Source organism: Actinoplanes sp. CA-051413, from assembly GCF_050955795.1.
Taxonomy (GTDB): domain Bacteria; phylum Actinomycetota; class Actinomycetes; order Mycobacteriales; family Micromonosporaceae; genus Actinoplanes.
The window spans coordinates 3,396,148-3,412,007 of record NZ_CP192100.1 but is presented as its reverse complement, the minus strand read 5'-3'; the positions used below and the strand labels follow the sequence as shown (position 1 = coordinate 3,412,007).

General features: G+C 72.7%; 13 protein-coding genes. 6 read left to right on the top strand and 7 right to left on the bottom strand.

Features of this window, described 5'->3' with window-relative positions:
* Positions 1–151 precede the first annotated feature (151 nt).
* Positions 152–2,974 carry an AAA family ATPase gene (locus ACQP2Y_RS16140; protein ID WP_433728932.1) on the top strand — a complete coding sequence of 941 codons (2,823 nt, stop codon included), beginning with the start codon at positions 152–154 and terminating at the stop codon, positions 2,972–2,974.
* A gap of 348 nt (positions 2,975–3,322) precedes the next feature.
* Positions 3,323–4,804, top strand: coding sequence for a gluconokinase (locus ACQP2Y_RS16135; protein WP_433728930.1), 1,482 nt, complete (start codon positions 3,323–3,325; stop codon positions 4,802–4,804).
* Between the two features lie 10 nt (positions 4,805–4,814).
* Here the strand turns inward: ACQP2Y_RS16135 and ACQP2Y_RS16130 are convergent, their stop codons facing one another.
* The 6 genes from ACQP2Y_RS16130 to ACQP2Y_RS16105 form a co-directional block, all read right to left on the bottom strand.
* Positions 4,815–5,129, bottom strand: a complete 315-nt coding sequence (locus tag ACQP2Y_RS16130) for a hypothetical protein (RefSeq protein ID WP_433728928.1) — start codon at positions 5,127–5,129, stop codon at positions 4,815–4,817.
* Between the two features lie 114 nt (positions 5,130–5,243).
* Entirely contained in the window at positions 5,244–5,744 is a 501-nt protein-coding gene (locus ACQP2Y_RS16125; protein ID WP_433728926.1) for a cupin domain-containing protein, read from the bottom strand.
* Positions 5,741–6,268, bottom strand: coding sequence for an SRPBCC family protein (locus tag ACQP2Y_RS16120; protein WP_433728924.1), 528 nt, complete (start codon positions 6,266–6,268; stop codon positions 5,741–5,743). Before ACQP2Y_RS16120 ends, ACQP2Y_RS16125 begins: the two co-directional genes overlap by 4 nt.
* A 1-nt stretch (position 6,269) precedes the next feature.
* The gene (locus tag ACQP2Y_RS16115; protein ID WP_433728923.1) at positions 6,270–7,214 is read right to left on the bottom strand and encodes an NADP-dependent oxidoreductase; all 945 of its coding nucleotides are present in this window, start codon (positions 7,212–7,214) and stop codon (positions 6,270–6,272) included.
* 203 nt (positions 7,215–7,417) lie between these two features.
* The gene (locus ACQP2Y_RS16110) at positions 7,418–9,418 is read right to left on the bottom strand and encodes an ATP-binding protein (protein ID WP_433728920.1); all 2,001 of its coding nucleotides are present in this window, start codon (positions 9,416–9,418) and stop codon (positions 7,418–7,420) included.
* 192 nt (positions 9,419–9,610) lie between these two features.
* Entirely contained in the window at positions 9,611–10,078 is a 468-nt protein-coding gene (locus ACQP2Y_RS16105; RefSeq protein WP_433728918.1) for a MarR family winged helix-turn-helix transcriptional regulator, read from the bottom strand.
* A gap of 83 nt (positions 10,079–10,161) precedes the next feature.
* Here ACQP2Y_RS16105 and ACQP2Y_RS16100 point away from each other — a divergent pair, with 83 nt between their 5' ends.
* From ACQP2Y_RS16100 to ACQP2Y_RS16085, 4 genes are all read left to right on the top strand, one after another.
* Complete coding sequence (locus ACQP2Y_RS16100; protein WP_433728916.1) at positions 10,162–10,809, top strand: malonic semialdehyde reductase; 648 nt, start codon at positions 10,162–10,164, stop codon at positions 10,807–10,809.
* A gap of 85 nt (positions 10,810–10,894) precedes the next feature.
* On the top strand, positions 10,895–11,731 hold the full coding sequence (locus tag ACQP2Y_RS16095) for an alpha/beta fold hydrolase (protein ID WP_433728913.1): 837 nt from the start codon (positions 10,895–10,897) through the stop codon (positions 11,729–11,731).
* On the top strand, positions 11,724–12,320 hold the full coding sequence (locus ACQP2Y_RS16090) for a TetR/AcrR family transcriptional regulator (protein ID WP_433728911.1): 597 nt from the start codon (positions 11,724–11,726) through the stop codon (positions 12,318–12,320). Before ACQP2Y_RS16095 ends, ACQP2Y_RS16090 begins: the two co-directional genes overlap by 8 nt.
* Before the next feature lie 123 nt (positions 12,321–12,443).
* Positions 12,444–15,206: an ATP-binding protein gene (locus ACQP2Y_RS16085; protein ID WP_433728909.1), complete on the top strand. Its 2,763-nt coding sequence runs from the start codon at positions 12,444–12,446 to the stop codon at positions 15,204–15,206.
* On the opposite strand, the gene ACQP2Y_RS16080 is transcribed toward ACQP2Y_RS16085, so the two are convergent.
* Positions 15,142–15,744, bottom strand: a complete 603-nt coding sequence (locus ACQP2Y_RS16080; protein ID WP_433728906.1) for a ferritin-like domain-containing protein — start codon at positions 15,742–15,744, stop codon at positions 15,142–15,144. The two genes, ACQP2Y_RS16085 and ACQP2Y_RS16080, sit on opposite strands and share 65 nt — an antisense overlap.
* Positions 15,745–15,860 lie beyond the last annotated feature (116 nt).

The following is a 15,860-nucleotide window of genomic DNA, read 5'->3' as shown; positions in this document are numbered from 1 at the left end:
ACGACAGGCCTCGAGCGCGATCGGCCGGCATCGCCCGGACGCGCTCGGACACACACGCGTGGGCCGCACATCGGCGGAGGGGAGTTCGGAGGAGAAGTCCGGCATCCAACTGAGAACTCGGCGTGATGGACAGTCATGGGGGAACGCGGAAGTGACGTTGGTAGATCGACATGAGCAGCTGGCGCTCCTGCACAGAGTGCTGGCGGACAGCGATGAAGGCGCCGGACGGGTGGTGCTCGTCAGTGGCCCCATCGCCAGCGGGAAGACCGAGGTGCTGCAGAGCTGGTCGGAGCATGCCGAGAAGTCGGGTGCGCTCGTGGTGAGCGCCGTGGCATCCGCGGACGAACAAGCACTGCCCCTGGCAGTGATCGGGCAGTTGGTGCGGCACATCGAGGCACCGGAACAGGCGCGCCGGGCGGTGGCCCTGCTCGACGAGGGCATCCGGCTGGCGTCGGCCGCCGCGGACGATCCGGGTCAGACGCAGGCAGCCCTGGCGGCGGTGCTGCACGGGCTGTGCTTGCAGCTTCTCGACCTGGCGGCGGATCGCACGGTGCTGATCTCGGTGGACGACGTCCACCACGCCGACGAACTATCGCTGCAGTGCATCCTCTATGTCGCGCGACGGATGCAACGCGCGCGGATGCTGCTCATCCTCACCGACCGGATGCCGCCGCAGCTGACCCACCCGTTGCTCCAGGGAGAGCTGCTCCGCCAGCCGCACTGCCGGCTGATGCGGCTCTCCTTGCTGCCCGCGGGAGCAGTCGGCGAGCTGATCGGCGAGCACCTCGGCCGGGCCGCCGCCGATCGTCTCCAGCGGGCGTTCCACGACATCAGCGGTGGCAATCCGCTGCTGGTGAGAGCGCTTGTCGAGGACCATCGCGCGACCGGCCCGGCACCGGCGGCCGAGCCGGCGATCGGTGACGCGTTCGTCCGGGCCGTGCTCAGCTGTCTCTACCGCGCGGACTGCCCGGTCATGGCGACGGCCCGGGCGATCGCCGTACTCGGCGACGGGGCCCGGCGGTCACTCGTCGCCGATGTGGTGCGGCAGGGCATGTCCACGGTGAACGCGGCGTACGACACCCTCACGCTGGCCGGGCTGCTGCGGGACGACTGGTTCCGGCACAACGCGGTGCAGCAGGCCGTGCTGGACAGCATGACAGCCGGCGAGGTGACTGCATTGCACCGCCGGGCCGCCGCCACGCTGCACGGCGACGGCGCCGCCAGCGAGCTCGTGGCCCGGCACCTGGCGCTCGGCGGTGAGCTCGACGAGCCGTGGATGGTCGACGTCGTGCACGACGCCGTGGACGTGGTCACGGCCCGCGGTGACCTGCGGACCGCCCTGGCCCACCTGCGGACGGCGGGACGCGCGGACACCGACGAGGAGCAGCGCCTCGCCACCACGGTCAACACCGCCGCCCTCGAATGGCGGGTGGATCCGTCGGCGACCACGAGGCATCTCGCCGTGCTGACGGCGGCGGTCAGCGCGGGCAAGTTGTCCGCCGTACAGACGGCTGTCACCGTGAAGCAGCTCATGTGGCACGGGTACGTGGACAAGGCGGTCGACGCGCTGCGCGCCGGACTGAGCCGGATGCGGCACGCGGCCTCGAGCAGCGGCATCATGCTGGCCACCGTGCAGCTCTGGCTGGCCTTCCTCTATCCGGACACGTTGCGCCTGCTGGCCGACCAGCACCCTCCGTTGTTCCCACCGGCGGCCGAGCCCAGCGCCCCGCCCGCCTTCGACCAGGCCACCGGGGCGTCCGCCCAGCGCCTGCTCCGGGCCGTCGAAGGGCCCCCGGGTCCGGACGCGGTCACCGACCTGGGCCGGCAGGCGGCCCAGATTCTGCAGCACGTCAGGTCGGACGACACCACGATCGAAACGATCATAGTGGCGATCTCGTCGCTGATCCACACGGATCAACTGGACGCGGCGGCGGCCTGGTGCGACCAGATGGTGGCCGAGGCGGGACCACGCGCACCGATGTGGCAGGCGCTGTTCACCGCGGCGCGCGCCTCCATCAGCGGACGGCAGGGTGACCTGATCGCGGCGGAGGGCGAGTCTCGCCAGGCCCTGTCCCTCATGTCGGACAAGGGCTGGGGGGTGGCTCTGGGCTGGCCGCTGGCCACCGGCGCCCTGGTGTCGCTGGCGCGCGGCTGTCCCGACCGGGCCGCCGAGTATCTGAACGTGCCGGTACCCGAGGCGCTGTTCCGCACCCCGTTCGGATTGCACTATCTGCGGGCCCGCGGCCAGCATCACCTGGCCGCCGGCCGCTATGAGGCCGCGGTGCGGGATCACCTCATGTGCGGCGAACGGATGCGGCGGTGGAACATGGACAGTCCGGCCGTCATACCGTGGCGCAGTGACGCCGCGGCCGCCCTGACGGCGCTCGGCCGTCGCGACGAGGCACGGCGGCTGGTCGAGGAACAGCTGACCATGGGACAGCCCGCGCAGAGCCGGGTCAGGGGCATCTCGTTGCGAGCCCTGGCCGCGGTCACCGACCGCCCCCAGGTCAAGCTGTCCCTGTTGCGCGAGGCGGCGGAGCACTTCGCGAACTGCGGCAACCGGGCGGAGCTGGCCGGCACCCTGGCCGCGCTGAGCAGCAGCTGCCGCGCGCTGGGCAGGACCGGCGAGGCCGACACGCTGGCTCGGCGCGCGCACGAGATGGCAGTGCAGTGCGGTGCCGCCGGGCTGGCCGCCACCCTCGCCGACGAGAGTGCGGGGTCACGGTACGGCCGCACTGTGGTGTCCGACATCAAGAGCCGCACCGCCGACCTGAGCGACGCCGAACGGCGCGTCGCCGCGCTGGCCGCGCGCGGGCTCACCAACCGGCAGATCGCCTCCGAGCTCTACGTCAGCGTGAGCACCGTGGAGCAACACCTCACCAGGGTCTACCGCAAACTCGAGGTGAACCGGCGAACCGATCTTCCGCCCTGGCTCGTCAACGGCCAGGTGCCGCAACAGTACCGGGCGAGCTGACCTCGGCGTGGCCCTCGGAGTCCGGCGTCGAGGGCCACACTCGCCGGGGCGGCTGACCGGTCAGAGGAACTCGCTGCGGTAGGTCCCGGCCAGTTCCCCGGCGCGGCGGCGCTTCGTGAAGTACTCCTCCTGCCCGGCCGGGGTGCACATGCACAGCATCCGGGCCGGCGCGCCGGAATTGTTGCGGAAGTTGTGCGGCGCGTTGGCCGGGATGTTGACCGTGGAGCCCGCCGGGCCGGATCGTCGTCGGGAATCATCGCTGGCCCCTCGTTGCCGGTTCTGCTTCGATCAAAATGCGATGGGTAAGGTCCAGAAACACCTGCTGAAGTCCTGAGAGGGAAGACCGCGATGACCCGGACCGACGACGACGTCACCCTCGACGCGGCGGTGGACCCGCTGGTCCTCGCCCTGGACATCGGGTCCACCGCTACCCGGGGCGGCGTGCACGACGCGTCGGGGCGGCGGGTGCACGGCCTGCAGCACAAGGTGCCGCACGCCTTCACGGTCGCGCCGGACGGCACCTCGGTCATCGATCCCGATCAGGTGACCGCGGAGGTCGAGCAGGTTCTCGCCGCGGTCACCGGTGATCCGCGGCTGGGGACCCGCATCGCCGGTGTCGCGATGGACACCTTCGCCGCCTCGCTGATCGCGGTCGACGCCGCCGGGCGCGCGCTCACCCCGTGCCTGACCTACGCCGACTCCCGCAGCGCCGGCGCGGTCGCCGCGCTGCGTCAGGAGCTGGACGAGCACGCGGTGCAGCAGCGCACCGGCACCCGTCTGCACACGAGCTATCACGCCCCGCGCCTGCGCTGGCTGGCGGCCGCGCAGCCGCGCATCGTCGCCGGCACCGCCGCCTGGTGGTCCCTGGGTGAGTACATCCTGGCCCGGCTGATCGGGCAGCCGCTCGCCGGGACGTCCACGGTGGCGTGGACCGGCCTGCTCGACCGTCGCACCGGTGCGCTCGACGCCGAGCTGCTCGCCGCCGCGGGCATCGGCCCGGAGCAGCTCTCCCCGCCGCGGGACATGACGCAGCCGGCACCTCCGGCCACCCCGGCGCGGTGGCCGGCCCTCGCCCGGGCCGTGTGGTTCCCCGTCATCACCGATGGCTTCGCGAGCAACATCGGAGCCGGGGCGACCGACGCCACGGTGCTCACCGCGGCCACCGCCACCAGCGGTGCCCTGCGGGTGCTGCTCGACGGCCCGGCCGATCCCCTGCCGTTCGGGTTGTGGAACTACCGGGTCGACGCCGGCCGCACGCTGCTCGGCGGGGCGATCAACGACGTCGGCCGCGCCGTCAGCTGGGCCGAGAGCACGTTGCGCCTCAGCCCGGCGCTCGGGGCCGCTCTCACCGCGCCGCCCAGCGATGCCACGCCGCTCGTGCTGCCGTATCTCACCGGTGAACGTGCGCCCGGCTGGGTCGGCGGGGCACGTGCGGTGCTCGGCGGGGTGTCGGCGGCCACGGACGCCGACAGCATGTTCCGCGGGATCGTCGAGGGCGTGGCCATGACCTACGCGCGCGTCGCCGACGAGCTGCACCCGGCCGCCCCGGGGGTGCTGGAGGTCGCGGCGGCCGGCCGGGTCAGCAACGACCGGCCCGAGTGGCTCCAGGTCCTCGCGGACGTGCTGGGGCGGCCTGTCACGCACGTGACCCGGCGCCGCGCCACGCAGCGCGGCACGGCTCTGCTGGCGCTCGACGTATTGGCCCCGGACGTCCCACGGGCGCCCCGGGCCACCGGCGCGACGTACGAGCCCAGAGCGGCGCACGTCGAGCACTACGCGGACCGCCGCGCACGGTTCGCCGCGGTGTACGACGCGCTCGTGCGCGGTTGAGGAATCGTCCTCAGGACTCCGGGTAGCGCGTCGGCGGGAACGGGTTGTCCTCGCTGAGCGGGATGGTCTCGCCCTCGGCCTCCTGACGGGCGGTGACACTCTCGATGTCCTGCTCGTCGTTGTCGGCCTGCGGGTCGAACGGCACCGGGTCGTCGGTCGCCGCCGGCACGCCGGCCGGGTCGTAGTCGATGACCCCGGCGTCGGCCCGTTCCTCGTCGGTGCGGCGAGCCAGCTCGTCGTCGTCGAGGTGGGCCGGGGCGCCGCCGTGGAACCGGCGGTCGCGCTCGCCCTCGGCCGCCTCCGTGTTCAGTTCGTCCCTGGCCATGTCGCTTCCCCTTCCCTCCGGGCTCGCGCCCGGAACTGTGCTACCCGGCCCGAGGTGGCGGGATAACCGAAGGGTGCCCTGGATCGCCCCGGTAAACCAGATCCCATGGCGGGGTCAGAGGAACTCGCTGCGGTAGGTCCCGGCCAGTTCCCCGGCGCGGCGGCGCTGGTCGGCGAGCTCGTCGGCCGACAGCTGCGGCGGCGGCGCGTCCCAGCCGGCGACGATCGTGCCGATCTTCGTGAAGTACTCCTCCTGCCCGGCCGGGGTGCACATGCACAGCATCCGGGCCGGCGCGCCGGAGGTGTTGCGGAAGTTGTGCGGCGCGTTGGCCGGAATGTTGATCGTGGAGCCCGCCTTGACGACGTGCTTCTCGCCGCGGAAGGTGAACTCGATCTCTCCTTCGAGGATCGTGAACATCTCCTCGAAGTCGTGCCGGTGCGGCGGCGGGCCGCCGCCGTCGGGTACACGCATGTCGATCAGGCAGTACCGGCCGTCGGTCTGCTCGCCGGTGATCAGCATCGCGTACGTGTTGCCCACCAGGGACACAAACGTGGTTGCCGGGTCGTCCGGGTTGGCCACGGTCAGCGACCGGGCCGGATCGTCGTCGGGAATCATCGCTGGCCTCTCGTTGCCGGTTCTGCTTCGATCACGTGCACGCATCTTGCGAGGGCGGCGGTCATGTAGCGGCGCCACAGCGGCCGGAAGGGACCGTTGAGGATCCAGCGACGCCCCGGCAGCGGCTTGAACTCGTACGTCCACCGGATCAGCGTGCCATCGCCGTCGGGGTTGAAGTTCCATTCGCCCCGGACGCCGGCCGCGAGGCGGGCCAGGACGTTGGTGAAACCCGTCAGCTGGTAGGCGAAGCTGACCCCGTCCGTGTACTCGGTCAGCTGTTCGTCCGCCTGCGACCCGTCGTCGAACTGCGGGTTCCTCGTCGGGCCGGCGTGGTCCCACGGCTCGGTCTGCCCGGCGACGCTGCTGACGCCGGGGAACGGTGCCACGCGATGGAACACGCTCGGCAGGTCGATGGGGACGATCAGGCGGAACGCGTCGCCCGGTGCTCGCCAGGTCCGCTGCTGGACCGTGATCGGGACGGTCCGGTCGGCGGAGCTGATCAGCAGCTGTATCGCTTCGCTCATCTCAGGCGGCGACGGTGATGGTGGCTTTGCCGCTCGGCAGCGCGCCGGTGGCGGCCCGGGCGTGCAGGGCGGGCAGGTCGGCCAGCGCGACCCGCTCGGCGATGTTGATGTGCAGCCGGCCCGCGTCGACCTGGCCGGCCAGCTGCGCGAGCTGATCGGTGTCGCTGCGGACGAACAGGTTGATCCCCGCCACGCCGCGCTTGTCGTCGGAGGGCGCCGGCATCCACACGGTCGTGTTCACCAGGGTGCCGCCGTCGCGGATGACGGTGACGAGCGCGCTGAGCTGCGCGGGGTCGACCGGGGCGAGGTTGAGCACCACGTCGACCGGCTCGGTGACCTCGGCGGTGACGTCGGCGCTGGTGTGGTCGATGACCTGGTCGGCGCCGGCCGCCTGGACGCGCCGGGTGCTGTGCGGACCGGCCACCGCGATGACGTGGGCGCCGGCGTTCTTGGCCAGCTGGACGGCGTAGTCGCCGACCGCTCCGCCGGCGCCGTTGATCAGCACGCGTTGTCCGGCGGTCAGCTTGGCGTGCTCGAACAGGGCCTGCCAGGCGGTCAGACCGACCACCGGCAGTGCGGCGGCGTCGGCCAGCGGCACGGTCGTGGGCGCCGCCGCCAGAACCTCGGCGGGCGCGATCACGTACTCGGCGGAAGCGCCGATTCCCGTCATGGGCAGGAAGCCGATCACCTGGTCACCGACCGCGACGCTGTCGACGCCTTCGCCGAGGGCGTCGACGGTGCCGGCCACGTCGATGCCCGGGGTGTGCGGCAGGGCGACGGGGATCGGGCCCTGCATGTTGCCGCCGCGGATGTTCGCGTCGACGCCGTTGAAACTGGTCGCGGCCACCCGCAGCCGGACCTGCCCGGCGCCCGGGACGGGCTGGTCGACGTCCTCGTACCGCAGGACGTCGGGGCCGCCGAACTCGTGGAAACGCACTGCCTTCATGGCTGATCCTCACCTTCCGCATTTGCTTCGATTTCGAAGCACCCTCTGACCATACCTATGCTTCGAATTCGAAGCAAGAGAGTGAGACGTGATCCAGCCGACAGGACATCTCCCGCCCGACCACCCTGCGCCACGCGCCGGCCCGTACGCCACGGCCCGCGGTGCTCACTGCTGCTCAGCAGTGTCCACGCAGGTGAGGAAGGTCAGGCCAGCCGGCGCAGCAGGTGCTCGACGAGCCGCTCCTTGGCCAGGCCGAGATGCCGCCGGTACGTGCCGTACGGCACGCCCAACCGCCTGGCGGCCGCCTGGTGGGTACGCGAAGCCGAGAGGTACGTCGCGGTGAGCGCCTCGTACGCCTTCACGCCCGCCGGATCGACGGGCAGCGCGTCGACGGCGGCCATGACGGCGCCACGCAGGTCCGCCACGGGATCGGTCGAACCTTGCGGCGCGAGGCGCGTGTGCAGCAGCACGCTGGTCGCGAACTCCCGCGGAACGTGCCACGTGCGCAGCGCCTCGTCCACGGCCTCCGCCAGCGCTTCCCGGGACAGCTCGTCGCCGGCGGACGCCGCGTCGGTCCAACCGGCCGCGGGCACGACCCCGGTACGGGCCCGGTCCTGCACCCACTGCTCCACCGGCTGCCGCCGCCAGTCCCGGCCGAAGACGTGCTGCTCCCGCCCGCCGACGTCCGCGGCCACGACCTCCTGCAACCCGGCGCTGGTGAGGTAGCCCCGGACCCGCTCGGCGTCCTCCACGACCGCGAAGCTCATAGCGCGTCCCCGGGCCCTCAGGTCGGCGGCGACGGCGCGCCGTCCGATCAGATCCAGGAACGGTGAGGGCCGCTCGACCCGGCCGGACTGCACCGCGAAGCGCCGGACGCTCAGATGCTCATCCGGCCCGAGCGGGGCTGCCTTATCCACGAAATCCCACAGCGCCGCGATGACCGGGTCCGCCGCCCGGTCCTCGGACAGCGGCGCCTCCAGCTGCAGGAATGCCACGAACGCGACGGGTGCCGGCGAACCGGCGTACCGGTAGACGCGGAAGCCCTGGGGCCGCCGACGCGCCCAGTGCGCGACCGCCGCCGCCGCTGCCGGCCCCTCCGATTCCTGCGCCATGCGCAGCACGGCGGGCACGTCGGCCGGGTGCAGCGGGGCGTCCTCGACCTGGGGGTGCGGCCGCCAGTCGTACGGGTCGTCCGGGCCGCAGTCGTCGCGGAACAGGAACATCCACTCCGCCACCCGCACCAGCGCGTCGTCCTCGGCGGCGCGCCGGGCCTCGTGCAGGCAGGCGATCGAGACGCGTACGCGTACCTCCTCATAGCGCTCGGGATCCCGCCAGCGCAGGTCGGCCGCCAGCGTGGAACGCACCGCGTCATGCGGATGCAGCCCTTCCGGGGTGGCCTCGACGTAGGGCAACTGGCGCAGCCAGGGGAAGACCTCCGCGGCGTCCTCGTCACCCAGCACCGCGCGCAGCAGCGACTCGCGCGTGACGTACGCCTGCGCGACGACCTCCAGGGCCCGCCGGTGCGCGGGACCCGGCAGGTCACCCACCAGGCGCTCGACCAGGGTGGTCAGGACCTCGCCGGTCGGCTCCCAGGGCGCGCCCGTGGCAAGGACGGAGGCGCAGAGCGAGAGCGCGAGCGGGCTGCCGCCGGCGAAGGCCACCAGCTCGGGCCGGCGATCGGCCGGCACCCCGCGCGCCGCGAGCAGGGCGTCGGACTGCGCGGCGTCGAGCGGCCGCACGACGAGTTCGGCGAACAGCGGCGCCCAGCCGGGATCCAGCGACCACTCGACGTCCGGGGCGACCCGGCTCGCCAGCACGACAACCGCCCCCTGGGCCAGCCGTGGCAGGAAGGTGTCACGCAGCCAGGCCTCCAGCGTCCGGCAGCGCTCGAAAGTGTCGATGAGCAGCACGACGCCGGGCTCCTCGCACGCCACGGCCGCGGCTTCGGCCAGCCGGCGGGGGTCCGCGTCGAGGTACCGGGCGTCGATGGGCACCACCCGCCGGCCGGCCAGCTCGGCCTGCCGGCCGGCGTAGCGCAGCAGCCAGGACTTGCCGATGCCGCCGGGCCCATGGAGGTACGCGACCAGCGGGGCCTCCGCCGCCCCGGACAGCATCCGGTCCAGCACCGCGCGCTCCGCGTCCCGGCCCACCAGCGCCTCGGCCCGTGCCGCGGCCAGCCGTCCGTCCAGCGGTGTCGACCCCACGCCTGTCCCCTCTCGTCAGGATCATCTTCCCTCGCCGAAGACCTCACCCCGCTCACACCAAGACCCGGGCGGTGGGCGTCACCGCGTTCTCCGGCACCCCGGCCCAGCTGCGCCGGGACTCCCGCAAGCTGCTGGAACAGCTCGGCACTCGGCCCGGCCGGCCGCCGAGGGGCCGAGCGCCCCTGACCGGCGTCAGCGTTGCTCGGCCCGGGCCAGCCGGGCCCGGACCTTGTCGCCGATCGTGACCAGGGTTTCCAGCTCGGCCGCGGTGAGATGGTCGACGAACACGTCCCGGACGTCGCTGACGTGCTGCGGCGCGGCGGCCCGGATCAGGTCGCCGCCCGGCCCGGTGATGACGATGACGGCTCCCCGCTGGTCGGTGGGGCACGGCTCGCGGGTGACCAGGCCGCGCTTCTCCATCCGGCTCAGGTGCTGCGACAGCCGGCTCTTCTCCCAGCGCAGCAGGGCGCCGAGCTCGAACGGCCGCAACCGGCCGCCGGGAGCCTCGGAGAGATGGGCCAGCACCTGGTAGTCGGCGTCGGATAGCCCGCAGCGGTTCCGCAGCTGCCGGTCGAGGTACTCCGACAGGCCGTGCTGCATCGTCATCAGGCTGCGCCACGCCCGCTGTTCCCGCTCGTCCAGCCACCGCACCTCGGTCATGCTCGTCACTCTAGCGTTGGTTGACATGTGAACCACTGCCGACCTACGGTTTGGTTCACACGTTAACCATCTTGGAGGCGGGCATGACCAGACCGGCGCCGTACGCGATCATCGGCAGCGAGAACCTGGGCGACGGCCCGCTCGAGCGCCTGGACGACAAGGCCCGGCACACCCTGTTCACCGGCGCGCGGACCGCGAACACCTTCGCCGACACACCGGTGAGCGACGCCGAGCTGTCCGACATCTGGGAGCTGGCCCGCTGGGCGCCGACGTCGGCCAACACCCAACCGCTGCGCGCGCTCTTCGTCCGTCCCGGCTCCGGTCGCGACAACCTGGTCAAACACATGAACGAGGGCAACCGGGCCAAGACGGCGGCCGCTCCGGCCGTGGCGGTCCTGGCCCTGGACACCCGCTTCCACGAGCACATCCCCACGGTCCTGCCGTTCAAGCCGGAACTGCGGGAGGTCTTCGCCGGCAACGACGCCATGCGGGCCCAGACCGCCTCGTTCAACGCCGCCCTGCAGGCCGGCTACTTCATCCTCGCCGTCCGCGCCCACGGCCTGGCCGCCGGGCCGATGAGCGGCTTCGACGCGGCGGGGGTCGACGCCGAGTTCTTCCCGGACGGGCGCTTCCGCTCGATCCTGGTCGTCAACATCGGGCATCCCGGTGAGAACCCGTGGTTCGGCCGGCTGCCCCGCCTGGAGCACGACGACGTCGTCCAGTGGGCCTGACCACACCCGCGTGATGACCTTGACTCTTCCGGCTAATGGCAGTAGCTTTTGGCTAACGAGGTTAGCCAAGCCGTTGGAGAAGATCATGACTGAGTTCCTGAACATCGCCGGAAACAAGATCGCTTACGACGTGACCGGCGAGGGGCCGCTGGTGGTCCTCGCGCACGGCATGGGCGACAGCCGCCACTCGTACCGCTTCGTCGCCCCGGCCCTGGTCGCGGCCGGATACCGGGTCGCCAACATGGACATCCGGGGCTGCGGGGACTCCAGTCCCGGATGGGACGGCTTCAGCCGTACCGACATCGCCGGTGACCTGGTGGCGCTCGTGCGTCACCTCGGTGGCCCGGCCGTGATCATGGGGCAGTCGATCAGCGGCGGCGCCGCGACGATCGCCGCGGCCACGGCGCCGGAGCTGATCGCCGGGGTCATCGAGCTGGCGCCGTTCACCCGTACGCAGACAGTCTCGCTGAGCGGGCTGATCCGGGTGAAGCGCCACCGGACCGGATCCACCCAGCTCGGCATGACCATGGCCCTGGGCAGCCTGTCGGCCTGGAAGAAGTATCTCGACGTGGCGTACCCCACCAAGCCCGCCGACTGGGCCGGTGAGCTGGCGCGGATCGAGTCCACGATGAGCGAGCCCGGCCGCATGAAGGCCCTGCAGGCCATGTGCAAGACCAGCCCGGCTGACGCCGGCGCGCGGCTGCCCGACGTCCGGTGCCCGGTCCTGATCGTCGAGGGCAGCCTCGACCCCGACTGGGCCGACCCCCGCGCCGAGGGCGAGAAGATCATCGCCGACCTGCCGGCCGGGCTCGGGCAGCTGGCGGTCATCGACGGCGCCGGCCACTACCCGCACGCCCAGACCCCGGACGAGGTCGTCGCGCTGTCGCTGCCGTTCCTCGCCCGGACGCTGACCAATGCCTAGAGCCGGACTCGACCGGGCCACGGTCACCGCCGCCGGTGCCGCCCTGGCCGACGAGGTCGGCTTCAGCGGGCTCAGCATGGGCCTGCTGGCGGAACGGCTCGGCGTCCGGACGCCCTCGCTCTACAAGCACATCGCCAGCCAGGCCGACCTGGCCCACCGGATCGCCGTGCTGGCCATGAACGAGCTCGCGGACACCCTCCGCGATGCCACCCAGGGGCGATCCGGCCGCGAAGCCCTCGTCGCCGGTGCCCAGGCGATGCGCTCGTGGGTGCTGGCCCACCCCGGCCGGTACGCAGCGGGCAACGTCGCCGCCGGCAGGGGGCCCGACGACCCGTTCATCCCGGCCGTCCAGCGGGTCCTGGCCTCGTGGACCGCCATGCTGCACGGCTACCACTTGGCCCCCGACCAGGAGATCCACGCCCTGCGGATGCTGCGCAGCATGCTGCACGGATTCGCGACCCTGGAAGCCGCCGGCAGCTTCCAGATCGCCGCTGATGTCGATGTCAGCTTCACCTGGATCCTGAACTTCATCGACCACGGCCTCCGGGTGCACCAGGCCGAGGCTTCGCACCTCGCGGGCGGCCGTTGATCAAAGCTCGCGTAGTCTTGCCCGATCCTGCCGGTACCCGCGCCAGGAGTGCCGCAGCGCGCAGGAGCCGATATACCGTGCCCGGCAGCAGGTGACCGGCAACGACAGGCGCGTGAGGTATGTGTGGCCCCCATCGGACTCTTCGGACGCCATGCTGAACTCGAGCGGCTCGCCGGTTTTCTCGACGGCGTACGGCAGCACGGCGACGCCCGCCTGATCAGCGGCGACCCGGGCGTCGGCAAGTCCGCCCTGATGACCGCCGCGGCCGAGCTCGCCGCGGAGCGGGGCATGCGGGTGCTGCGCGCTTCCGGGTCCGAGTTCGAGGCCGACGTCAGCTACGCCGGTCTCAACCAGTTGTTCCTGCCCGTGCTCGCGGACCTCGACCGTCTTCCACCCGGTCCGCGGGAGGCGCTGTCGGTGGCACTCGGCTTCGGCGCCGGTACTCCCCCGGACGTGCTCCTGGTCTGCAATGCCGCGCTGCTGCTCATCTCCGAGCTGGCCGCCGACGCTCCAGTCGTGCTGCTGGTCGACGACGTGCACTGGATCGACCGGGCCAGCGCCGTCGTCCTGGGTTTCATCACCCGGCGGCTGGCGGGACGCCGCGCCGGTCTGCTGGCGTCGGCCCGGGCCGGGACGGGCAGCTTCCTGGACCGGCGCGGCCTGGCGGAGCAGGTCGTCGAGCCGTTGGACGGCGAGGCGGCCGGGCAGCTGGTCACGGCCAACCATCCGGACATGCCGGCCCGGGTCCGCCATCGGCTGCTGGACCTGGCGCAGGGCAACCCGCTCGCCCTGATCGAGCTGCCCGCCACCTTGCTGGGTGCCGCGCAGCGCGCCGTGACGCAGCCGGAGGTGGTTCCGCTCAGCGACCGCCTCCAGGCCATCTTCGCCACGCGTCTCACCGGCCTGCCGGAACCGACCCGGCAGTTGCTGCTGCTGGCCACCTTCGAGAGCACCGGTGACGTCCGGGTGCTCCGGGCCGCCCTGCCCGACGGGGTCAGCCTGGCCGATCTGGCCCCGGCGGAACGGGCCCAGCTGGTGCGGGTGGACGACGCCACGGCGCGGATCGCGTTCCGGCATCCGCTGATCCGGTCGGCCATCGTGGCGGTGTCCACCCACGAGGAACGCCGCCGGGCCCACGCCGCCCTGGCCGGCGCGCTGACCGACGACCGGGAGCGCCGCGCGTGGCACCTGGCGGCGGCCGCGGCCGGCCCGGACGAGGCGGTGGCGGAGCTGCTGGAGGACGCGGCGCACCGGGTGATGCTGCGCGGGGACGCGTTCGCCGCGATCGCCGCCCTGGTCCGGGCGGCGGAGCTGAGCACGACGAGCGCGGGCCGGGGGCGGCGGCTGGCCGAGGCCGCGTACATCGGTGCGGAGGCCAGCGGTGTCGATGACGCCGAGGCGCTGCTCCGCGATGCCCGTCGGGCCGCCCCGGACGCCGCCGGCTCCCTGCACGTGGCCAATGCGGCTGCCTTCCTCATGCTCAACGGCGACGGCGATGTCAACACCGCGCACCGGCTGCTGGTCGGTGCCATCGAGGCCGGCGACCACGGCTACCGGGCCGACGACCCCGCGCTGGTCGAGGCCGTGCACACGCTGCTGCTGGTGAGCTGGTACGGCAGCACGCCGGAGTACTGGGAGTCCTACTTCCGGGTGCTGCGCCGGTTGCGGCCGGAACCGCCGGAGGTTCTCGCGCTGGTCAGCGAGACCTTCCCCGATCCGGTCCGCACCGGGGCGGCGGCACTGCCCCGGATCGACGCGATCCTGCGCTCGCTGGCCGACGAGGCGGATCCCACCCGGATCATGCGGATCGGTACGGCCTCGGTCTATCTGGACCGCCTCGGCGACTGCCGCGAGTCCTCCTGGCGGCTGGTCCGGCAGGGCCGCGACGGTGGCCCGCCGCGCCGGCACCTCGGCGCCCTCATGCACCTGTGCCTGGACGACTTCCTGGTGGGCCGGTGGGACGAGGACGAGGAACTGGCCCTGGAGGGGCAACGGATCTGCGACACCAGTGGCTTCCCGTTCTTCGCGTGGTACTTCCGGTACAACCGGGCGCTGGTCGCCGCCGGCCGGGGACGCTTCGGCGAGGCGTACGCCCTCGCCGACGAGATCACCAACTGGGCGCTGCCGCGTGGCGTGGCGGCCGCGGCCCTGTTCGCCCACCAGCCGCGCGCGCTGGCGGCGTCGGGACAAGGGGACTTCGAGGCCGCGTTCCGGCACGCCGCCGCGATGAGCCCGCCCGGCGTGCTGACCGCGTACGTGCCGCACTGCACCTGGGTCATGTTCGACCTGGTCGAGGCGGCGGTGCGGACCGGGCGCACGGTCGAGGCCCGGGCCCACGTCGAGGCGATGCGGGCCGCGGACGTGGGGGCGCTGTCGGGACGGATGGCGCTGATCCAGGCCGGTGCCGAGGCGCTGGTGCTCGGCGGCGACGAGCCGGTGCACCGGCTGGAGGCGCTGCTGGCCGGTCCGGCCGCCGAGCGCTGGTTGTTCGACGCCTCCCGGGTCCGGCTGGCTGTCGGTGAGCGGCTGCGCCGTACGAGATCCTCCGCGCAGGCCCGCCGACACCTGCTCGCCGCATGCGACGGTTTCGCCGCCATGGCGGCCGAGCCGTGGCTCGCGCGCACCCAGGCCGAGCTGCGGGCGGCCGGGCACCGGCCGGCCCGGCCGCCGGAGGGTGAGCTGGGCGCGCTGACGGCCCAGGAACGCCAGATCGCCCAGCTGGCGGCGAGCGGGCTGAGCAACAAGCAGATCGCCGAACGGCTGTACCTGTCGCACCGCACGATCGGCGCCCACCTGTACCGGATCTTCCCCAAGCTGGGCGTCACGTCCCGCGCCGGGCTCCGGGATGCGCTGTCGCCGCCTGCTGATGGGCCGCCTGGGCGCTGAGCCGGCCGGCCTGCTCCTCCTTGTCCTCCAGCAGCCCTTCCAGCAGCCGCCGGGTGGTGGGATCGTCGGCGCCGACCCAGCGCACCGCCTCCTGCAGCGTCTGGACCAGAATCCGCACGCCGACGAGGTTCTGCGTCACGACGGCGGTCACGTCGCCGTCCGGGAAGGCGCGGAAGGCGATCCGGGACCGGGCGCTCAGGTGCTGCGGGTCGTGGTCGCCGGTGGCACCGAGATCCCGGATCCGCGCCGCGAGCAGCCGCACGCTGTCGCGGTCGTGCTCGGCGCAGGCGCGGAGGAAGTCCGCCAGCGGTCGCGCCGAGGGTGCGGGGACGGCCACGGCGTGCTGGTCGAACTGCAACGAGGACACGAGCAGGCTGGCCAGCAGCACGTTCAGCAGACGGGTGGTCGCCGTCAGGTCGGCCCGGTTCGACGGCGTCACCGGCCCGTCGTCCAGGTCGAACAACGCGCGGTCGCGGACCTCACGCGTCCGCAGCACGGCCGGCTGCGCTGCGGTTTCCCGTCCTGATGGCCTCGTCACGCCTTCGATCGTCGAGCACCGCCCGCCGCCGCGCATCTGTCAGATGACCTAAGCCGCACCGGCCGCGATCGCCGCGGATCCGGCAGTCGGATGACTGAGCAAGATCCGTCCGGGCG